Here is a 21,367-nt window from a genome sequence, read left to right as displayed (position 1 = left end):
GTAAAGAAAAAATTACACAAACAGTGATGGTGTCAATTAAACCCTACTATAACAAGAATTCACATGGATGAAAGTGTAAAAAATAAATTACAGGTACTATTTTCTGCGCTGAACTTCCAGCCACCACTTATCCAGCTCAGCCGCAAAATGCTGTCGGTCACGGGGAGAAAGGCTATCCGGTCCCCCGGTCTGGATGCCGCTGGCGCGTAGCGTATCCATAAAATCACGCATCATCAGACGTTCGCGGATCGTCGCTTCGGTATAACGTTCGCCGCGTGGATTAAGCGCAGCCGCCCCTTTTTCAATGGCTTCAGCAGCCAGCGGAATATCCGCCGTGATCACTAAATCACCGGCGCTACATTGTCGTACAATCTCGTTATCAGCAACGTCAAACCCGGCGGGAACGCGTAATGTACGGATAAAACGCGAAGACGGGACGCGCAAATTCTGGTTCGCCACCAGAATAAGCGGCATCTGCATGCGCTCAGAGGCGCGGTATAAAATTTCTTTAATCACGTTCGGACACGCGTCGGCATCCACCCATATTGTCATAATCTCTCCCCAATCGTGTGTAATCGCGCATTGTCTCGTGCTTTTACTTGCAGGCAAAGTGCTGTTTCTCCTTCTGCACATATTCATTCCGCGCTAAGCTTAGCTTTCCCAGATTTACCCTAAATAATTCGGGTTGCAGGCAGGCGGCAAGAGAGTGAGTCCCGATGAGCTTACTCTGGTAAGTGATTCGGGTGAGCGAACGCAGCCAACGCACATGCAACTTGAAGTATGACGGGTATAAAACAATGAATATCATCCATAGGGAGTGACAAGATGGACAAAAAAATTGGTTTTATCGGCTGCGGTAATATGGGCAAAGCAATTCTTGGCGGCATGATCGCCAGCGGCCAGGTTCTCCCGGGACAAATCTGGGTTTATACCCCTTCCCCCGATAAAGTCGCTGCGTTGCACGACCAGTATGGCATTAATGCAGCGCAGTCTGCGCAAGAAGTCGCGCAAATCGCCGACATTGTTTTTGGGGCCGTAAAACCAGGCATCATGATTAAGGTACTGAGTGAAATCACCTCCAGCCTGAACAAAGACTCTCTGGTTGTCTCGATTGCCGCTGGTGTTACCCTCGATCAGCTCGCCCGTGCGCTGGGTCATGATCGCAAAATCATTCGCGCAATGCCTAATACCCCGTCACTGGTTAATGCCGGAATGACCTCCGTCACGCCGAACGCCTTAGTAACGCCGGAAGATACGGCCGACGTACTGAATATCTTCCGCTGCTTTGGCGAAGCAGAAGTGATTGCAGAATCGATGATTCACCCGGTTGTCGGCGTCAGCGGTTCTGCACCGGCCTATGTCTTTATGTTTATCGAAGCGATGGCGGACGCCGCCGTGCAAGGCGGTATGCCCCGTGCGCAGGCATATAAATTCGCAGCGCAAGCGGTAATGGGCTCGGCAAAAATGGTGTTGGAAACGGGTAAACATCCTGGGGAACTGAAGGATATGGTGTGCTCGCCAGGCGGCACCACTATCGAAGCGGTACGCGTCCTGGAAGAACGCGGTTTTCGTTCATCAGTGATTGAAGCGATGGTTAAATGCATGGAACAGTCAGAAAAACTCAGCCGATCCTGAGTTAATATCACCGGACGTCAGGCCGCCGCTTCGGTGCGGTTACGTCCGGAATTCTTTGCTTTATAAAGCGCCATATCCGCCGATTTTAACCATTCCCGATAATGCTCAGTTTCAGAAGTCAGCGGCGCTACGCCAACGCTAATACGTAAGGCGACCTGCGGAGCGCAGGATAAACGCAACTGACTAAGTCGTTCATGCACGCGCGACATGGCCGCAATTGCGCTGGTTGCGGGCGTACCACACATAATCACCGCAAATTCATCACCACCAAAACGGCCAATCACATCGCTACCGCGTAAAGTCATCTGCAACTGGCGGGTCAGCGCGACAATAGCCTGATCCCCGACGTCATGACCCCAGGTATCATTGATGCTCTTGAAATGGTCGATATCAATAATAAGCAACGTGGCATCACGCTGATAGCGGCGGCAATTATCAAATTCATTGCGTAGCAATAACTCCCAATGACGTCGGTTATAAACGCCGGTCATCCCATCTCGCGTACTCATCACCTGTAAGCGGCGTTTATGTTCCGCCAGCTTGATGATCGTCTGATAGCTGACCCAGGCAAACAGCAGCGGGTACATCACCAGTACCGGCAGTGATAACATCACGCTCAGTTGACTGCTGCTAACAGCGACGGGAATATCGGTTAACTGTAACGTCACCAGGCATGACACCGCCATCAACACGACGCCCGCGAGGAATACTCGCATTCCCCCTGCGCCCATCAGGTTGATGCAAGTAATCATGAGCAGCGCCGTGGACGGCAACAGGTTTGCCCCCATAATTCCCAGCCACATACCGGCGAGGATGGCATCGGCTTTTAAATTGGTAAATTCACTATGCAGAGGATCGTCTGCTTTACTTGCCAACTGCCAGGCCAGATGTGGCCAGACAAATGCCCATCCCACCAGTAACAGCCACCAGCCGCCAGTAATAGGCTGGGAAACTAATACCGACGCGATAGGGAAAAACATCCCCCCCAATCCCACCGCTCGCGGCAGCCTGATCCGTCGGGCAAATCGCAGACCGGAACGTTGGTGGTCGTTTTGATGAAGTGATATAAACGCTTCATCCGCGACGACCTTCTTTTGGAAAAAGTTTTCATCATTCATCGTATTTGGGAACATTCTGAAACAAATTTCCCAAATTATAGGTAGGGGTCTGCTGGCGGGAGTATGAAATTTCGGGTGAGCGTTTTTACCTGCTCACCCGTAAGTGCTACGCAGCTTTTTTCAGGCAAGCGCTCATAAACTTGTTACGATCGTCGCCTTTCAGTGACTGCTCCGTCGCCTTGACGTTGCATTCACGCATCTTCTGCTGCTGTGGGGTTAAACTCTTTTCCTCAGGCGCAGATTTGCTGTTTTTCAGGCAATCACTCATATACGTCTTTCGCGCATCCCCTTTTAAGGCCTGCGCCGTTGCCTGCTGATTGCAGGTGGTCATACGCTGTTGTTGCGGGGTTAACGTCTTCTCGGCAGCACCGACGGTAGTTAAAAAAACCAGTCCAAAGAGCAGCGTCATTAATAATGTAATTTTCATAGCACCATCCTTTTCTGAACGACGACACACAGGTAAGTTTGGCTGCTAACGATAAAAATACCACCCGGTGGCAAAACTATTGTCACCGGGTGTCGGATTATTTCAGTCCTAACGCCGCTTTCATGGTGTAAAACAGATCAGTTTGATCGGTCAGACCGACCACATTCGCCGCATGCGGGCCATAAGCGGCGATGCGCAACTGGCTACCGGTGTGCTCCTGAGATTCCTCTTCAGAATTGCCGTAGCTGATGACCATCACCGCGCCATCTTTGGTGTTCAGTGCCTGAGTCAGACCAGGCGCTTTAGTATCAGGCGCGACAATCTGGCTGGCATGCGCGTGGTCAGCGGTTACCACCACCAGGGTGTTGCCGTCTTGCTTCGCAAAGGCAAGCGCGCGCTGTACCGCTTCGTCCAGATCAACCGTTTCACCAATCTGTCCGCACGGGTTGGCGGCGTGATCCTGTTTATCGATGGATGCCCCTTCAACTTGCAGGAAGAAACCTTTCTCATTTTTGCTTAACAGTTCAATCGCTTTATCCGTCATCTGCGCCAGCGTCGGTACGGTGTCATCACGCTTTGGATTTGGCGTACAGGTCACCGCTGGTTTATCCAGATTCCCATGATAGGACGCTTTCGGACCTTCCCAGCGTACCGGCATGTTGCCGTCGGAGAACAAGCCTAGCAACGGCTTATCCTGGTTAGCTTCGGTAATCGCAGCCAGCGTCGCGGCATCACTTACCATCTGATAACCGCGCGCCAGGGCTTGTTCACGCAACGTTTTACCCTGCCACTCCCCTGCCGCAGCGGTTTCGGCAAACGTTTTTGCCCCACCGCCCAACGTGACGTCAGCCCGGGCATTCAGCAATTGTTCTGTAATTGACCCTTTGCCGCCTTTTTCCAGGGCATTGGTTGGGCATTTTTCACGGGTCACGTCAGGGCCATAGCACTTACGTGAAGTCACATGAGCAACCAGTGCCGCTGGGGTTGCATCCTGCAATTCAGCGGTAGAAACGTTGCCCGTCGCCAGACCTGCCGCTTTTGCCATTTCCAAAATTGTTGCGTGATCTTTTTCATGTATATCAACGCCCAGCGCGCCATTGTAAGTTTTAACCCCGGTGGTCCACGCCGTCGCTGAGGCCGCTGAGTCCGTCACATAATCCGGCTTGCCCGTTTTCTTATCTAACGCATAGTGCGTGTATTGTCCGGTCAACGGTAAAGCATCAATACCTTTAAAAAAACCGCCCGCGCCTTCGGCATAATTTCTCGCTGCCGTTATTTCAGAATCGCCCATCCCATCGCCAATAAGTAAAATGATATTTTTGGCAGGTTTATCGTTCAGAGATTCGCGTAAAGCCGCCGTTTGATCGGCTGACAATCGGCGGGCGCCGCCTGGCGTGGTGATATCACCCTGAGCGGCACGATTATCCATAACCGCTACGGTAGATGTTTCTGCATTAATAATCGGGGTAAACAGCAAAGGTAACAGGGCAATAGCGAGTGCGCTTTGTTTCACTTTATTTTCTCCATGTATAAATACGGTAAAATTAAAACAAAGCGACTATAAGTATTTGATGTGACACTTTTATGATAATTTGTGGGGACGTCCCACAGATTAATCAAAACGTTTTGACACGCTTTCGCCAGCGTTATGCAGGGTCGTCATAAACGCTGGCACGGGGTTGACGCCTGCCAGAGCCCCTTCAATTTGACGCAGCAATATTTGCCGATCGCTCCACGCCATATTGCGCAGCATTTCGGTGATTACCTGCTCTAACATTTCAACCTGCGCGGCCAGGTTTTGTGACTCTTCTTCTTTTTGGGCGAGCTTAAGCAACAACTCAGTGACGAGATTTTTCATTTGCGTATTCCCTTAACAAAATATAAGCCACGTTAACATTAAGGCTCATAACTGCCTAGGTGATAAAAGTTTTATTTTTAGAAGAAATTAAACTATTTGCGAAAACAATCACATCACAAAATAAGGGAGAGACGAGACGTACAGCAGAATCATTCAATATCAAAAGGTAAGATTATGAATAATCACATAGAGATATAATGCAGAATTATCGATAAACAACGCCGACTGGCAGCGTTGTTTATCAGGAAGTCAGCGCGCGTGACGCCGACGTCGCAACGCGATGGTCAACTGCCAGATGTTAATCAGTACAATACTCGCCGTAGCAATAAACACCCAGCGGAATCCCGCCATGGCTGATACTGTTGCTCCCATCAATGGCCCGGCGACATTGCCCAGGTACATAAATGACTGGTTATAACCAAAAATACGCCCGGTTATCTGGTCGCTGGAGTATTTCACCAGCAGCGTCTGTACCGCTGGCAACATCGCGCCGTCGGCAAAGCCGAGCAGAAAACGTAATACCCCCAACTGCAATGGCGTGGTGACCCACGACATGGCGAAAAACAGCACGACAGCGAACATCAACGTCGCCATTAAAATCCGCTCAGTGCCAATACGGTCGCCTAATTTGCCAAGCCGGGGCGCGGAAATCAGGGCCGAGATGCCAGGTACTGAGGCGATCAGCCCGCTGAGAAAGGCAATATTCGAACTGTCTGGCACCATTGATTTGATAAACAGCGCCAGAATTGGCCCGATAGAGCCGTTACACAGCTGAATCACCATCGTCGTAAAAAACAGGCTGATCACCAGCGCCGGATAAGGCAGCGAGGCAAAGACGGCCTTCCCGCTCAGGCGTTCGCTTTTTTTGGTCGTTGGGCGCACACCCTCTTTGATCAAAAACAGCGTGACAAGGAAACTGACCACCAACAAAGCCGCAGTAATACAGAACACCGCCCGTAAGCCAATATGGTCGGCAATAAAACCGCCCATTAACGGACCGCCAATAACGCCGCTGATTTGCGCTGTAGAAAGCGTGCTCAATGCCCATCCGCTGCGTTCACGCGGAACCTGTGATGCTACCAGCGCCATTGCGTTCGGAATATAGCCTGAGGTTAACCCCATCACCCCGCGCAGCAGAAAAAGCTGCCAGACGTTAGTGGCAAATGCCTGCAGTAAAATCGCAATCGCCATCCCCAGCGAGGCTCGCAGCAGCATCAGCTTGCGCCCTTTACGGTCAGCTAAACTGCCCCACATTGGTGAAACAATGGCTGAAATAAGGAAGGTGACGCTGAACGTTAACCCAGACCACATAGAGAGCGCTTCGTGCGAGGTGACACCCAATTGGGAGATATAGAGCGGTAAAAAAGGCAGGATTTGGCTAATCGCCAGTCCGGTAAAAAAGCATCCGAACCAGACGGAAATAAGGTTTACTCTCCAGGATTCCATAAGGGCTCATAACGATAAGTAGCTGAAAACTGCGAGCAGCTTAACAAATTACTTAGCCAAATAAGGATCCACAGGTGCGATATATCACAGTTTAGAATTTTATCTTCCCGCTCATCATATTTGTGATACGCCTCACATCAAACCCACAATACAAGCAGGGAATTATGCTTGATGCGAGATCAACGCTTTTGCGCGTATCTATTCCCCTGTTGCCCAGACAAACAATCTGCCAGAAGCCGAGGAAACCTGCGTTTTGTCGTGGTAATGTATGTGCTTTGCATTCATGGAATGGGTTTTTAAGATGGCAAAGTTGCGGGTAGGAATCGTATTTGGTGGTAAATCAGCGGAACATGAAGTGTCATTGCAATCGGCAAAAAATATTGTCGATGCCATCGACAAGACTCGCTTTGACGTTGTGCTGTTAGGTATTGATAAACAAGGGCAATGGCACGTTAGCGATGCCAGTAACTATCTGCTCAATTCAGACGATCCGGCGCACATTGCGCTGCGTCCTTCCGCGACCAGCCTGGCTCAGGTTCCGGGTAAACAAGAGCACCAGTTGATCGATGCGCAAAACGGTCAGCCGCTGCCGACGGTCGATGTTATTTTCCCGATCGTCCACGGTACGCTGGGTGAAGATGGCTCTTTGCAGGGTATGCTGCGCGTGGCGAATCTGCCGTTCGTCGGTTCTGATGTCCTGGGTTCCGCAGCCTGTATGGATAAAGACGTAACCAAACGTCTGCTGCGCGATGCCGGATTAAATATCGCGCCATTTATTACACTCACTCGCGCGAACCGCAACAATATTAGCTTTGCTGAGGTGCAATCCCGCCTGGGTCTGCCGTTGTTCGTGAAACCCGCCAACCAGGGATCGTCCGTTGGCGTTAGCAAAGTGACCAGTGAAGCGCAATACAACCAGGCTGTCGCGCTGGCATTTGAGTTCGATCATAAAGTCGTGGTAGAGCAAGGGATCAAAGGCCGTGAGATCGAATGCGCGGTACTGGGCAACGATCATCCGCAGGCCAGCACCTGTGGTGAGATCGTGCTGAACAGTGATTTTTACGCTTACGACACCAAATACATTGACGATAATGGCGCCAAAGTAGTTGTTCCGGCAGCGATCGCGCCAGAGATTAACGACAAGATCCGCCAGATCGCCATTCAGGCGTACCAAACACTGGGATGTGCCGGCATGGCGCGTGTAGATGTATTCTTAACCGCAGACAACGACGTTGTGATCAATGAGATCAACACCCTGCCGGGCTTCACCAACATCAGTATGTATCCAAAACTGTGGCAGGCGAGCGGCTTAGGCTATACCGATTTAATCACGCGTCTGATCGAACTGGCGCTGGAGCGCCACGCTGCGGATAGCGCGCTGAAAACCAGTATGTAAACCCGCCAGGATGCCTGATAACTATTGGGCATCCTTCGCTTCATCATCTTCATTTTCCACGCGGCGACGGATAATTAATCCGGCCAGCCAAAAGCTGATTATCCAGGTAACCAGCCCCACCGCATAGGTTTGCCATCCCTGCGCTTCAAAGCCTAATAACCCGACCACGCCATTCAGAATAAAGATAAGCCCAATAGCGAAGGCATAGTAGTGCCAGTCTCGGCGGATTTTTACAGGCAGGTTCATAACGGCTCCGGTGGATATACAACATGGGAAAGCATCCTCGCACATTTCCCCATGGGCGTCTGTGGCATAGGCGTAATTTCTGAAATGTAACTCAATTTAACTTAAGGTTAAATAATTGTGACACACCACAAAAAACCGAAATCCAGGAATAATCTCCACCTGAAATTACCAACATTCTGATATTGACATTCCTAATCACCTGTCAGACTCACACTCAGTTACAGGCATTACGCCAAAAAAAGCAGGTTATTTCCGGAGGTCTTTATGGCTGATTTTACGCTCTCAAAATCCCTGTTTAAGGGCAAGCATCGGGATACCTCCTCCCTGCCCGGCAACATTGCGTATGCCATATTTGTGCTGTTTTGCTTTTGGGCAGGCGCGCAGATTTTAAATTTGCTGGCCCACGCACCCGGTATCTATGAGCAGTTGATGCAGTTGCAAATGCAAGAGACAGGACGCCCGCGCGTTGAAATTGGTTTAGGCGTCGGTACCCTGTTTGGGCTGATCCCTTTCCTGGTCGGTAGCCTGATTCTTGGCGCCGTCGCGACAATTATCCGCTGGCGCCGCCGTCATCATAACGATGACTGAGCCATACACTTCGCCCGACGATCGTCCACGCGTTTAGCAAACCACGCGGTCGTCAGATTACGCGTGATCTTCGGGCTTTCCAACTGAATGCCAGGCAGCATTTCACGAGGTAGCGATTTACCATTCTTCGCTTCAGCCAGCTTATAGACCTTCTCGTACAGCGCAGTCTCTTCAAAGGCCAGGCTATCGCCCTTTTGCAGTTGTCGGTGGATCTCACTCTCGCTCATCCCCAGCTTCCCGGCCAGCTTGCGTACCGCCAGCTCCGTTTTCCCCGGCTCGCTGCTGCCGTAGAGAATCAAATCCCCGTCCAGCGCCAGCTTCACTCCGCTGGCTTTACTGACTGCATTCTGGAAAGCCGCATTGCGGCTGGCGTACCAGCCGGCATTAAAATCTGCAAAGCGGAAGATGGGCGCACTGTAATTCGCCGGATAATTGAGCAGATGATAAGTGCCAAACCACAGTCCGCCGCGTCGGCTGAACACTTCCTGACGGACCGTCCCTGCCATTTTCCATGGATAGCCGCTGGCGTGCTGCTCGGCAAACGCAATGCTGACCTGCATCGGTCCGCCGGTATGCACCGGATTCAGTGAACCAAACAGCGTCTGCCCCATCGGTACCATATTGATGAAATCATCAAAGATGGCGCTAAGCTGTTTTTCCGTCTTTACCGTATCCAGACGCTCACTGTAGCTTTTCCCCGTTGGCGAGTTAATCTTCAGCGCAGTGTGTACCACAAACAGCGGAATATGCATGCGCTCGGCGCGACGGTCGATCTCTTTCCAGGCGATTTTACTTAAGCCAGGAACCGCCGGGTCAGCCTGGTAGTTTGACTCCTGTTGCGCGACCGCCAGCACCGAACAGATGTTTTCAACCGTTGGCGCCAGCTTCTGACTTTCAAACGTCTTCGCCAGATCCTGCGCCCACGCATCCCGGTCTTTCACGCTGGCGGGCATTTTCTGGCGCACCACGCTCGCCACATCGACGGCTTTCTCCCCTTTTTTTAACGGCTGCGCGGGTTGGCTACTACATCCCACCAGCACCAATGCTGCCAGTCCGGACCAGGGGTAAAGACGGGAAACCGTCGACATAACATCTCCTTTTGTTAGCTAAGCGTATGGGTAACTTCCTGAATATCCTGGCCATCAAGCTCACGTTCAAAGCTGCGCAGACGCTTATAGATAGACATCAGTTCAACTAAGGTTGTCCAGGAGTTAATCAGATACTGGAACGAGCCGCGCACCTGGCCAAACACGTTGGTAATTTGCGTCATCAAACCGAGCGTAATCGTACCGGCAACAATTGACGGAAACAGCAGGAACAAACCGAAAACGTTATCAACCTGCAGGTACAGAATACGGGCGATATTAAAATACATGTAGTGAAAATAGAGACGGAAATAGTTTTGCCGCACCGCATGGAACAGTTCACGCACCGTCGGCGGCGTTGCACGACTGGCATCATCTTCACCGTATACCAGTTCTTTACGGTAAGCCGCTTCCACACGCTGGTTTTTAAACTCCAGACCCGGAAGTTTGATCCCGACTACCGCCAGCAAGCCGGTTCCCATCAGCGACCAGACAATCGCAGCAATCACCAGCCCATAAGGAACATGTCCAATAATCGGCAGATCAGGAACATGCGCCGACAGCGTAACCAGTACCGGCAAGAAGGCAATCAGCGTCATAATGGCGTTGATAAAGCTGACGCCCATATTTTCCAGCGTGGAGGCAAAACGCATGGTGTCTTCCTGCACACGCTGTGCTGCGCCTTCGATATGACGCAGATGCTGCCAGTGCGCCATATAGTGTTCGTTCATCGCGGTACGCCAGCGGAACACATAGTGACTGACGAAGAAATTGTTCATCACACCAATGACCACAGCAATCAGCGCAATGCCGAGAAAGATCCCCACTTCATTATAGAACTGCTCAATTTTCACCTTATGCGGTGCGCTGAGCGCGGTTTGAATGAGATCGTAGAATGGCGCATACCAGGCGTTGACGGCGACGCCGACCTCAACCAGAAACCAGGTCACAAAAATTATCAGCGAGGTACCGAGAATGGACCAATACTGCCAGCGGTGCGGGCTGTAGAGAAACCAGAACAGCGCGAACACCCCAACGCAAAGAATGTAGTAAGCATAAAAAATCAGGTAATCCAGCGACCAGAAACGCGCCGCGCTAATCGGTACATCCCCCGACGCGCCGGTAATGCGCGCCACCCAGGCTCCCCCACCTGCTTGCCAGAATACAACAGCGACCAGTGCCCAAATAAATGCCGAAATAAAGAACGGTCCCGGCTTTGGGAAAAAAGACTTAAACATAGTGCTCTCCTGCTAACTTCTTATCGTTATGACGACTGCTGTGCGTTTGCCACCGGGAAATGCGGCGGCGAGACGGCTTACGCCAAAAAACACAAGCTGAAACCGACAATTGTGACCAAAACCGTGGCACATAGTTCGCCCCACGGCGATGAAGAATTGTTTCTGTGGTTTTCACACTCGACAACGTTCCAGCATGTGCAGATTATCACAGCGTGAGATCACAAAAGCGAACATCCACAATCCGGGAAACACTCACGTTTACTCATCGTTACGTTTTTCACACTATTATTGGCTGATAAGCGCTTTGCAATACGCCGTTGAGTAGTATAAATACGCATACGCACGACATCCTTTTTCACTTTTTCTAACTCATGGACACCACCGTTGAAACGTAGTCTGCTTTTTTCTGCCGCGCTGTGTGCGGCGTCATTGACATCTGTCCAGGCGGCACAGCCTATAACCGATCCGGTCTTCGCCTCAGATATCGTCGATCGTTATGCCGACCATATATTTTACGGCAGTGGTGCTACGGGGATGGCGCTCGTGGTGATTGATGGTAATCAACGCGTATTTCGTAGCTTCGGCGAAACGCGCCCCGGCAATAATGTTCATCCACAACTGGATTCCGTAATTCGCATTGCCTCTATCACTAAATTAATGACCAGCGAAGTGCTGGTGAAATTACTCGATCAGGGCACGGTTAAACTCAACGATCCCTTGAGTAAATATGCACCACCTGGCGCACGCGTGCCGACTTATCAGGGAACGCCAATCACGTTGGTGAATCTGGCGACGCATACCAGCGCGCTGCCGCGCGAACAGCCTGGCGGCGCAGCACATCGCCCGGTGTTTGTCTGGCCAACCCGCGAACAACGCTGGAGCTATCTCTCAACCGCCACGCTTAAAGCCGCGCCAGGATCGCAGGCTTCTTATTCAAATCTGGCATTCGACCTGCTGGCCGACGCGCTGGGAACTGCTGCCGGTAAGCCTTATCCGCAGGTGTTTGAAGAAAAAATCACCCGACCGCTGGGAATGAAAGACACCACCTTTACCCCATCCCCGGATCAGTGCAGACGTCTGATGGTCGCGGAAAAAGGCGCCAGCCCTTGTAACAATACCCTGGCGGCAATGGGTAGCGGCGGCGTCTATTCAACGCCCGGCGATATGATGCGCTGGATGCAACAGTATCTCTCTTCTGATTTTTATCATCGCAGCCAGCAAGCCGACCGTATGCAGACGCTGATTTATCAGCGTACGCAGTTAACCAAAGTGATAGGGATGGACGTTCCGGGCAAAGCCGATGCGCTTGGTTTGGGCTGGGTGTATATGGCACCGAAGAATGGCCGCCCAGGAATTATTCAAAAAACCGGTGGTGGCGGTGGTTTTATTACCTATATGGCAATGATCCCGCAGAAAAACGTTGGGGCATTTGTCGTGGTGACCCGTTCTCCGCTGACGCGTTTTACCAATATGAGTGATGGTATTAACGATCTGGTCACAGAGTTGAGCGGAAACAAACCGCAGGTTATTCCCGCATCCTGATTCAATACTCAAAAGGCAAACGTTTAATGCTCACCAGTTTGCCTTTATTCATTTCAATGTAACCCCCCTTACGCAATGCCGCGAGGACCTCAGCGACAACTGAGCGTGAAATTCGTGTGCGTTGGTGAATATAGTTCATAACGCCGATACGCGAACGCAGGCCTTCGTCCCATTTCGTCATGGATATCAACGTCGCGCGGATCTGATCGTAGGAGTTATTACCAATCAGCTGCAGATCGCGCATTTCAAGCATGCGGTTCTGCCAGGCCAACCAGCAGAATGCTTCGCGCCAAAGCTGGCATTGTTCAATTATATTAATCGTTTGTAAGGCAGGAAGATGATATCCCGTACAATAACTTTCGGTTATTAATCTGTATTGTACATCGGTTTTCATCACACCATCTGAAAGCCCCATAATAAAGGGTGCCTGCGCAATGCCGACGAGTACATTCTCCCCGCGTCTCAGGGAAACTACACCGCTTAAAATAATAACGGTATCATCGTTATTTACCTCACTGGAATATATAGTTTCTTTTTCGTTATCACATTCAAAGTGCTTGCCATATTTCGATAAACATTTATCAAGCTTACTAAATTCAGGAAGAGGTTTATTCGTAGATAACATTGCTCGTTCCTTGCAATAAATGCCCGTCAAATCCGTGACGGGCATTTTCCAGATTAAATTATTTTTTCTCTGCGATAGATTTCTTACCAGGTATATTTAACACCAACATTTGCAGACCAGTCTTGATCGACATCGCCACCACCGAGATAATTAGCATCGGTGTACGCGCTGAAGTTTTTGGTAAAGCTGAACTGCGTACCCAGTCCGACACGTACCGCAGAACCTTCTACCCCATTGTCGATAGAGTCGCCGTTTATGTCAGAATCGTTGTTCGAGTCATCGTAAACATAGGCCAGTTTGAAGAACGGGGTCAGCGCCTGGTCATCGCTGTACGCGAAGGTATAACCTGTATCAACCCCCAGTTCATAGCGCATGCTGTCATACGACTGACCGTCAACTTTCATGTCGTTGCTCAGCTTATAGTCATCACCAGACTGGAACAGGCCGGATACACTACCATAAGGCGTTACGTAGCCAGCGTCACCCAGCGTCAGGTCATAACCCAGTTTCAAGCCAAAGCCCCAGGCATCAGAAGAAGTGCTACCATCAACGTACTGACCGTTGCTCATGCTGGCAGACAAATCGTTGTTGAAGTGAGAGTAGCTTAAGTTACCGTCAACAAAGAGGTTGTTGGCAAAACGAGCAGAAGAGTAGATATAGGCAGTCTGGCTGTCCTGATCCACTTGACCGGTACGGTCGCTCATATCTCCTTTGGCAAAGCCTGCCGCGGCACCGACAATCCACTTCGCGTTGTTACCATCAATTTTGGAATCAACACCGACCATGATGCCGTTAACATCCTGATCGTAGTTAATGGTGCCGTTATCCGCGTCGAAGCTACCACCGAAGTAGCTGACCCATGCGCCACCGTTATCGACCAGACCATGACGTGCGTTGGTCAGACGAGTACCCACGGTATCTTGTTCCAGGTTCCAGATATTGGTGTTGGCAGAGGGGATGCTCAGCGCCATGTTAGCGTAGTCCGTCAACTCCATCTGCTGCAGAACAACGGTGTTCCCCTGCTGCTGTGCCTGATAGGTGTAAGCGCCCAGGTCAGCTTTATTGGCTGCAGAGAAGGTGGCGTTGGTGTTTACGTCATCAACGTAAATCAGCTCTTTGCCTTTATAATCAGCAACAGTACCTGCACCCGTTGCGTTATCAATGCGAACTTTGTAGTTACCGGTTGCAGCAACAACGTTATCGCTGGTGCTGCTGGCATCAGCTTCGTCGCCGCTATTGATATCACCATTCCCGTTGACGGTCAGGTGACCATCAGAATTCATCGCGATGATACCGTAACCATAATTAGCCTGAGTGGTGTCCCAGGTACGATCGTTGACGAGATCTGAATTCAGTACGTAGTTGTTGCTGTTAATATTGAATACACCGGCGTACACGTTGCCGTTGTTATCAGCCACATTTCCGCTGGTCAGTTCCAGCGTACCGGCGGTAAACAGACTGGAAGCGCCATTATTGCTGGTTTCGACATTCAGCATACCGCCGTTGGTTGCGGTAATGGTGTTGGCATACAAAGCAGCCCCTGACCATGCAGAGCTAACGTCATCAGACAACGTCACGGTACTGTTAGTGTCAATCGTCAGGTGATCGGTATCAACCGCGCCGTCTTCGCCGATATTCATCGTAGAAGCACCGTTCAGGGTAATGGAATCAGACGTTACGCTGGAACCGTCGGCAACATTAACCTGAGAACCGCTGTTGATAGCCAGGGTATCAATCAGAGACGTTTTCGTGGTATTCCATACAGATCCATTATTCAGTGCGATATCAAATATACCGCTCTGGAAGGAGTTTGCACTGTTAACACGGTTCCAGTTATCAGAACTTGTCGCATTTGGATCTAAGCTGTTAGCTGCAATATCATAGAACTGTGAAGGGGTCACGGTGTCATAGTCAATATTGGCTGCCCCCGTCCAACTGGTATTATTCAGCGTCAGAGTCAGGTGATCGACGTTTTGATCGTCATCATCCCAGCCGCCGTGGGTATAATCTGAAGTAGAACCATCAACCAGATGGCCAGCGGAATCAAAATTGCTGTTCCAGGTACTCGTAAACATAACATCGCCTAACAACTGAGAATTGTTCAGCGTGACGGTGTTTACCATACGATTAGCAGAAGCGCTGTTATCTGTGAACGATAGTGCAACATCATCCTGGGTTGAGGAATTACTGTAATCACTCGGCTCTGCAGAGTTACCAAAGTGCCCCGTTGATTCATCAGCAGTATAAGAACCCGACGTGACGGTTGAGTCATTTACCGTAATGGTGTTATCCCACTGAGTTGCGCCAGTGGTATACGCCGCATTGGTGGTATCACCCTGCTCCAGGCTAATACCTGCAACATGTGAATTATTACTAATATTGATAGCGCTTTCGACATCCAGCGTTACCGCCGTTCCCAGTCCAGCTACAGAATATGTTTCGTAGACTGACTTCGATGTTGTGCCATCCAGATAGGTATCGGTGTAATAAAATGCTTCATAGTCATCATCAATCGTCGAGTTATTGATATTTAATGTGAAGATATCACCGTCAACCCAGTCATGCGCAATCGCATCATTAAAGCCAGATACCTGCTTAGAGGTAATCATACCGTGAATCGTGGAATTGGTTACATTCACGGTATTTGCCGTATCGTCTGCATAATCGCGGTTCAGATAATACGTCGAAACAACGCCATTCACCGTATCGCCAGAGAATGAGGTGTCGAAATAGCTGCTATCGGTTGCTGCGTTGTTATAAACATAACCACTGTAGGTCATGTAGTCAGCATCTGACGTGTTATATGTGGTCGCATCGTCGTGAAAACCAAAGGTATCGTAAGTGGTAGCATTTGCCTGAGAAGTGATTGCCAAAGTGCAGGCTAATGCTAATTGTGAGACTACGAGTTTCTTTTTCCAGGTGTGCATTTGTCATCCCTCCTCAGGGACGTAATATTGTTGATCCATCAATTATCAATGCAAAGAAAACATTTTATGTTTCGCAGGAAGGATTATGCGGCGTCATGGATGAAAGGTTCAATTATTCTTTGCCTTTAGTCCGAAAGCAGACCATAAATAAGACAATTAAGAAAATTCTATAAGAAGAATTAAAACACTTTTAAATTCAGAGCATTAAAATAATAAAAACCTCCAACACATACACTTACCCTATCATTTAAAAAGAAATAAAAAACGCAAGCAATAAATACCACCAACCCCTCGCAACTTAATTAAACATTAAACAAAGCTGAACCAAGATTAAAACCAATCGATATCTAAAATAATTAACATCGCAAAAATATAAATAGCATATATGTAAAAGAGGTTATTAAGAGTGGAACCTCACTCGCATAACGCCAACTTTCGTAAACCACCCGCCCTCAGGTTCAGGTATACTGCGACCTTCGATTCCACAAACATCAGGCATACCATGACAGACCTAATCCATCGCCCTCGCCGCCTGCGCAAATCTCCTGCGCTACGCGCTATGTTTGAAGAGACAACACTCAGCTTAAATGACCTGGTGTTGCCGATCTTTGTTGAAGAAGAACTCGACGATTACAAAGCCATCGACGCCATGCCGGGCGTGATGCGCATTCCAGAGAAACACCTGGCGCGCGAAATTGAACGCATTGCCACTGCAGGTATCCGTTCGGTCATGACCTTCGGCATTTCCCACCACACCGACGACACCGGCAGCGATGCCTGGAAAGAAGATGGTCTGGTGGCGCGCATGTCGCGTATCTGTAAGCAGACCGTACCGGAAATGATCGTCATGTCCGACACCTGCTTCTGTGAGTACACCTCGCATGGTCACTGCGGCGTGTTGTGCGATCACGGCGTCGATAATGATTTAACCCTTGCCAACCTCGGCAAACAGGCAGTCGTTGCTGCCGCTGCGGGTGCAGATTTCATCGCCCCTTCCGCCGCAATGGATGGTCAGGTGCAGGCGATTCGCCAGGCGCTGGATGCTGCGGGCTTCACCGATACCGCGATAATGTCCTACTCCACTAAGTTTGCCTCTTCTTTCTATGGCCCGTTCCGTGAAGCAGCAGGTACAGCGCTGAAGGGCGATCGTAAAACCTATCAGATGAACCCGATGAACCGCCGCGAGGCGATTCGCGAATCACTGCTGGATGAAGCCCAGGGTGCAGACTGCCTGATGGTGAAACCGGCCGGCGCGTACCTCGATATTCTGCGCGATATCCGCGAACGCACCGAATTGCCAATTGGCGCTTATCAGGTCAGCGGTGAATACGCGATGATCAAGTTCGCGGCGATGGCGGGTGCTATCGATGAAGAGAAAGTGGTGCTGGAAAGCTTAGGTTCAATCAAACGCGCGGGCGCGGATCTGATCTTCAGCTACTTTGCGCTGGATCTGGCTGAGAAAAAAATCCTGCGTTAATTGACCTTGTGCCGGATGGCGGCTTCGCCTCATCCGGCCTGTTATCGCCAGGTCCGGTCAGCGAAGCGCCAGCGGTTATTCACCCGGCCCGATAAAACGGCTTGTCTCCAAGAATTGTCGCCCGGTGCATAATACGCCGCTGCGGCAGATAATCCGCGTTGGCATAGTGCTGCGTCACGCGATTATCCCAAATCGCCACATCGTTAGGCTGCCAGCGCCAGCGCACCTGGAACTCCGGTTTGGTGATATGCGCGAACAAAAAGCCCAGCAGCGCCTCGCTCTCTTTTTCCGTCACATCGACAATTCGCGTAGTAAACCCTTCATTCACAAACAGCGCTTGCTTGCCACTCACAGGATGGGTACGCACCACCGGATGCAATAACGGTGGATGTTTGGCGACCGCCTCCAGCCAGCGCTGATGCTCCTCTGGCGTCTGGCGATATTTATATTCCTGAAATGATTTACGAAAATCATGCTCTGCCCGCAGGCCGCTCAGCAACTGGCGAAACGGCTGTGAAAGAGCATCATAAGCAGCAATCCCGCTGGTCCACAGGGTGTCTCCGCCTGTCGATGGCAGCTCTTTCGCCGCCAGAATCGCACCGGCGGGCGGCGTGTCGATAAACGTCACATCAGTGTGCCAGTTGTCGTTATCGGGCGGATTATCGTTGTGGGTATCCAGCACGATTATTTCGTCCACCCCTTCGGCATGTGGGTAGACCGGGTGAATATGCAGGTCGCCAAAACGTAGCGCCAGCGCCCGCTGCTGCTGTGGTGTAATCACCTGCTCGCGCAGGAACACCACCTGATGGCGCAATACAGCATGATAAAGCTGTTCAAACTGGTTATCGCTTAATGGGCGCGTTAAATCCGCGCCGGTAATTTGTGCGCCAATGTATGGCCCCAGCGGGGTAATGCTCAGACGTTCACTCATTGTACTTCTCCATGCCAGGGCGTCAGACGGCGCTGAAGCGCGCGCAGACCCAGCTCTAAAATAAACGCGATAACGGCAATTACTGCGATCCCCGCCAGCACAACATCCGTTGCCAGAAACTCACCGGCTGATTGCACCATGAATCCTAAACCTCGCGTCGCGGCAATCAGCTCCGCCGCCACCAGGGTCGACCACCCCACGCCCAGTCCAATGCGCAGTCCGGTCAAAATCTCCGGTAAGGCACCTGGTAAAATCACAAACCACAGCACCTGCGCACGGCTGGCCCCCAGCGACTGCGCGGCCCGGATTCTCACCTGCTGCGCACTTTTTACGCCCGCCAGCGCCGACATCGCCACAGGGGCGAAAATCGCCAGGTAAATCAGCAGGATCTTGGAGGTTTCACCAATACCAAACCAGATAACCATCAGCGGCAAATAGGCCAATGGCGGAACCGGACGATACAATTCAATGATTGGATCGAGAATGCCGCGGATCGTCGGACTCAGCCCCATGGCGATACCGACCGGAATCCCCAACAGCACCGCCGCCAGCAGCGCGATAACAATACGCGTCAAACTGGCCGCCAGATGCTGCCACAGCGTGGCATCCATAAACCCCTGCGGCCCGGCAATACTGATGAGCTTTTGCAAAACCTGGCCCGGCGGCGGCAGAAACAATGGGCTGATTAACTGCAGCGCCGCCACCGTCCACCACAGCGCCAAAATGACGGCCAGCGTACCGAGGCTTAAAGTCATCTGGCGCGAGAATGGCCAGCGCCAGTTCAGCGCCCGCGGGCGGCGAGGTTTGTCATTAATCACCACGCTCATGAGAAGGCCTCCCGTTGTTCAAAGACGCGACTTAACACATACTCGCGCATGGCGATAAACTGCGGATCGGACTTAATGCTGCGACTCGCCTCTCCGGCCACAAAACGCCGGGCGAAATTAAGCGGCAGTCGTTCCAGCACCCGGCCAGGACCTGGCGACAGCAATACCAGTTCTGTGGCCATAAACACCGCTTCTTCGATATCATGGGTAATCAACAGCACCTGTTTCCCCGTTTCATGCCAAAGTTTCAGCAGCAGGGTTTGCATCTGCTCGCGGGTAAAGGCGTCGAGCGCGCCAAACGGCTCATCCAGCAGCAACAACTGCGGGTTGGCCGCCAGCGCCCGGGCAATGCCGACGCGTTGACGCTGCCCACCGGAAAGCTGCCAGATAAAGCGTTTTTCCGCGCCCTCCAGCCCCACTTTCTGCAACATTTCCTGAGCAATACGCTGACGCTGCGGCTTCTCCATGCCCGTCAGTTGCAGACCGAAGGTGACGTTGTCCTGTACGTTGCGCCAGGGCAACAGACCTTCATTCTGAAACACCACTCCACGTTCTGCGCCAGGTCCTTCGACCTTACTGCCCGCCAGCATAATGCTGCCGTGTTGATACGGTACAAATCCGGCAATCAGATTTAACAATGTGGTTTTCCCACAACCGGAAGGTCCCAGCACCACCAGCAGTTCACCGCTATCGAGCGTCAGGTTGATATCCTCAAGCACCGGTTTGCCGCCGTAACTGGCATTAAGATGAGAGATTTGCAGCATCAGCGTCCCCTTTATTGCACGAAACGATCGGTCACGTACTGGCTATAATCCGTGGCTACGGCGGGCACTTTGCCCTGCTCTTTAAGGAACTGCGCGGTGTCGATAATCGCTTTGTTTACCGGTCCGGTAAGCTCGGCGGTTTGCTGCTGCGGAGTCAGATAGGTGTTACCTTTCACCAGCCCCGGCACATCCGCCTCTGGCACACCGCTTAAGCGCGCCAGCTTGCTGATATTCTCCGGTTGTTTGAGCCAGGCATCCGGGTTGGCGATATAGGGCTGCTGCGCATCGATGGCGCTTTTCGCAAATGCTTTCACTACCTCAGGGTATTTCTCGGCAAAATCTTTGCGTACCACCCATACGTCCAGCGTTGGCGCCCCCCATTCACCGACTTTTTCCGAGTCAGTCAGTACCTTGCCGTCTTTTTCCAGCGCATTGACTGCAGGCGCCCAGACGTACGCGCCGTCAATATCTCCGCGCTGCCAGGCGGCAATAATCGCCGGTGGCTGAAGGTTCACAATCTCTACCTGGCCGGGTTTAATCCCCCAATGTTTCAGCGCTGCCAGCAGGCTGTAATGGGTGGTGGAAATAAACGGCACGGCAATGCGCTTACCAATCAAATCTTCCGGTTTACTGATGTTTTTCTTCACCACCAGCGCTTCAGAATTGCCGAGCTTTGATGCCAGCAGGAAAACCTCAATCGGCACCTGCTGACTGGCCGCTACCGCCAGCGGGCTGGAGCCGAGGTTACCGATCTGTACGTCGCCGGATGCCAACGCGCGGACAATACTCGCACCGCTGTCAAACTTGCGCCAGTCAACGGTGGCTCCGCTCTCTTTAGCAAAAGTGTTATCCGCCTGCGCCACTTTGGCGGGTTCGGCGGAAGTTTGATACGCGACGGTGACGTTCACCGCCTGCGCCTGAAATGCGATGAATGCCAGTGCGGCAAGAAGTGCGTTACGCGATGAATTAGCCATGATTGTCTGCTCCCCTGTCTTGTTATAGGAGGCAGTATTTCGTTGCGGCACACTTTGATAAAGGAATTAAAAATTCTGGCTAAGAACAAATCGTTTTTAGAAAAAAACCGGCAATGCTTATACACAAAATCATTCAAGATGCGTCGAGGCGGCAAGGGAAGAAATCCCCAGGAGCATAGATAACTATGTGACTGGGGTTTCTGAGTGCAGCCAACAAAGAGGCAGCTTGAAGGATGAAGTGTATTGCGATTTTGTTACATTCG

The 21,367-nt window shown here is 51.2% G+C and carries 20 protein-coding genes; 5 read left to right on the top strand and 15 right to left on the bottom strand.

Annotation, left to right across the window (positions count from 1 at the left end; genetic code table 11):
- Positions 1-96: 96 nt before the first annotated feature.
- Positions 97-552: a YaiI/YqxD family protein gene (locus FOB24_RS07385; protein ID WP_038638120.1), complete on the bottom strand. Its 456-nt coding sequence runs from the start codon at positions 550-552 to the stop codon at positions 97-99.
- Between the two features lie 273 nt (positions 553-825).
- On the opposite strand from FOB24_RS07385, the gene proC reads away from it, so the two are divergent.
- On the top strand, positions 826-1,635 hold the full coding sequence (proC, locus tag FOB24_RS07380) for a pyrroline-5-carboxylate reductase (protein WP_038638118.1): 810 nt from the start codon (positions 826-828) through the stop codon (positions 1,633-1,635).
- 17 nt (positions 1,636-1,652) lie between these two features.
- On the opposite strand, the gene adrA is transcribed toward proC, so the two are convergent.
- The 5 genes from adrA to FOB24_RS07355 all read right to left on the bottom strand — a co-directional run bounded on the left by adrA (position 1,653) and on the right by FOB24_RS07355 (position 6,484).
- Positions 1,653-2,768, bottom strand: a complete 1,116-nt coding sequence (adrA, locus tag FOB24_RS07375) for a diguanylate cyclase AdrA (RefSeq protein ID WP_087857028.1) — start codon at positions 2,766-2,768, stop codon at positions 1,653-1,655.
- A gap of 91 nt (positions 2,769-2,859) precedes the next feature.
- Positions 2,860-3,180, bottom strand: a complete 321-nt coding sequence (gene psiF / locus FOB24_RS07370; protein WP_038638114.1) for a phosphate starvation-inducible protein PsiF — start codon at positions 3,178-3,180, stop codon at positions 2,860-2,862.
- A gap of 97 nt (positions 3,181-3,277) precedes the next feature.
- Positions 3,278-4,693 carry an alkaline phosphatase gene (gene phoA, locus FOB24_RS07365; protein WP_038638110.1) on the bottom strand — a complete coding sequence of 472 codons (1,416 nt, stop codon included), beginning with the start codon at positions 4,691-4,693 and terminating at the stop codon, positions 3,278-3,280.
- Between the two features lie 99 nt (positions 4,694-4,792).
- Positions 4,793-5,038 carry a sigma-S stabilization anti-adapter protein IraP gene (locus tag FOB24_RS07360; RefSeq protein WP_038638107.1) on the bottom strand — a complete coding sequence of 82 codons (246 nt, stop codon included), beginning with the start codon at positions 5,036-5,038 and terminating at the stop codon, positions 4,793-4,795.
- A 249-nt stretch (positions 5,039-5,287) separates the two neighbouring features.
- A complete protein-coding gene (locus tag FOB24_RS07355; RefSeq protein ID WP_038638105.1) occupies positions 5,288-6,484 on the bottom strand; it encodes a multidrug efflux MFS transporter in 1,197 nt (398 codons plus the stop codon).
- 301 nt (positions 6,485-6,785) lie between these two features.
- Here FOB24_RS07355 and ddlA point away from each other — a divergent pair, with 301 nt between their 5' ends.
- Positions 6,786-7,880, top strand: coding sequence for a D-alanine--D-alanine ligase (gene ddlA, locus FOB24_RS07350; RefSeq protein WP_038643049.1), 1,095 nt, complete (start codon positions 6,786-6,788; stop codon positions 7,878-7,880).
- A 21-nt stretch (positions 7,881-7,901) separates the two neighbouring features.
- On the opposite strand, the gene FOB24_RS07345 is transcribed toward ddlA, so the two are convergent.
- The gene (locus FOB24_RS07345) at positions 7,902-8,126 is read right to left on the bottom strand and encodes a DUF2754 domain-containing protein (RefSeq protein WP_038638102.1); all 225 of its coding nucleotides are present in this window, start codon (positions 8,124-8,126) and stop codon (positions 7,902-7,904) included.
- 264 nt (positions 8,127-8,390) lie between these two features.
- On the opposite strand from FOB24_RS07345, the gene FOB24_RS07340 reads away from it, so the two are divergent.
- Positions 8,391-8,714: a YaiY family protein gene (locus FOB24_RS07340; protein WP_069323931.1), complete on the top strand. Its 324-nt coding sequence runs from the start codon at positions 8,391-8,393 to the stop codon at positions 8,712-8,714.
- On the opposite strand, the gene FOB24_RS07335 is transcribed toward FOB24_RS07340, so the two are convergent.
- Together FOB24_RS07335 and sbmA are read right to left on the bottom strand one after the other, a co-directional pair.
- The gene (locus FOB24_RS07335) at positions 8,699-9,802 is read right to left on the bottom strand and encodes a DUF1615 domain-containing protein (RefSeq protein ID WP_150344726.1); all 1,104 of its coding nucleotides are present in this window, start codon (positions 9,800-9,802) and stop codon (positions 8,699-8,701) included. The genes FOB24_RS07340 and FOB24_RS07335 overlap by 16 nt on opposite strands.
- 14 nt (positions 9,803-9,816) lie before the next feature.
- Positions 9,817-11,037, bottom strand: coding sequence for a peptide antibiotic transporter SbmA (gene sbmA / locus FOB24_RS07330; RefSeq protein ID WP_038638093.1), 1,221 nt, complete (start codon positions 11,035-11,037; stop codon positions 9,817-9,819).
- Between the two features lie 384 nt (positions 11,038-11,421).
- Here sbmA and ampH point away from each other — a divergent pair, with 384 nt between their 5' ends.
- On the top strand, positions 11,422-12,579 hold the full coding sequence (gene ampH, locus FOB24_RS07325) for a D-alanyl-D-alanine-carboxypeptidase/endopeptidase AmpH (protein WP_038638090.1): 1,158 nt from the start codon (positions 11,422-11,424) through the stop codon (positions 12,577-12,579).
- A gap of 1 nt (position 12,580) precedes the next feature.
- Here the strand turns inward: ampH and iprA are convergent, their stop codons facing one another.
- The gene (gene iprA / locus FOB24_RS07320; RefSeq protein ID WP_150344725.1) at positions 12,581-13,204 is read right to left on the bottom strand and encodes a hydrogen peroxide resistance inhibitor IprA; all 624 of its coding nucleotides are present in this window, start codon (positions 13,202-13,204) and stop codon (positions 12,581-12,583) included.
- Positions 13,205-13,287: 83 nt separating this feature from the next.
- The gene (locus tag FOB24_RS07315; RefSeq protein ID WP_150344724.1) at positions 13,288-16,131 is read right to left on the bottom strand and encodes an autotransporter outer membrane beta-barrel domain-containing protein; all 2,844 of its coding nucleotides are present in this window, start codon (positions 16,129-16,131) and stop codon (positions 13,288-13,290) included.
- 502 nt (positions 16,132-16,633) lie between these two features.
- Here FOB24_RS07315 and hemB point away from each other — a divergent pair.
- A complete protein-coding gene (gene hemB, locus FOB24_RS07310; protein ID WP_087857024.1) occupies positions 16,634-17,608 on the top strand; it encodes a porphobilinogen synthase in 975 nt (324 codons plus the stop codon).
- 79 nt (positions 17,609-17,687) lie between these two features.
- Here the strand turns inward: hemB and tauD are convergent, their stop codons facing one another.
- From tauD to tauA, 4 genes are read right to left on the bottom strand one after another with little or no spacing between them, the layout of a single operon-like run.
- Positions 17,688-18,539 (bottom strand): taurine dioxygenase, encoded by an 852-nt coding sequence (gene tauD / locus FOB24_RS07305; RefSeq protein ID WP_038638080.1) that lies wholly within the window; start codon positions 18,537-18,539, stop codon positions 17,688-17,690.
- Positions 18,536-19,366, bottom strand: coding sequence for a taurine ABC transporter permease TauC (gene tauC, locus FOB24_RS07300; RefSeq protein ID WP_079225266.1), 831 nt, complete (start codon positions 19,364-19,366; stop codon positions 18,536-18,538). The genes tauD and tauC overlap by 4 nt, the downstream gene beginning before the upstream one ends.
- A complete protein-coding gene (gene tauB, locus FOB24_RS07295) occupies positions 19,363-20,130 on the bottom strand; it encodes a taurine ABC transporter ATP-binding subunit (protein ID WP_069323927.1) in 768 nt (255 codons plus the stop codon). The genes tauC and tauB overlap by 4 nt, the downstream gene beginning before the upstream one ends.
- 11 nt (positions 20,131-20,141) lie before the next feature.
- Positions 20,142-21,104, bottom strand: a complete 963-nt coding sequence (gene tauA / locus FOB24_RS07290; RefSeq protein WP_069323926.1) for a taurine ABC transporter substrate-binding protein — start codon at positions 21,102-21,104, stop codon at positions 20,142-20,144.
- Positions 21,105-21,367 lie beyond the last annotated feature (263 nt).

It is taken from the genome of Citrobacter werkmanii (assembly GCF_008693645.1).
GTDB classification, from domain to species: Bacteria; Pseudomonadota; Gammaproteobacteria; order Enterobacterales; family Enterobacteriaceae; genus Citrobacter; species Citrobacter werkmanii.
This window is presented reverse-complemented; position numbering and strand designations above follow the sequence as displayed.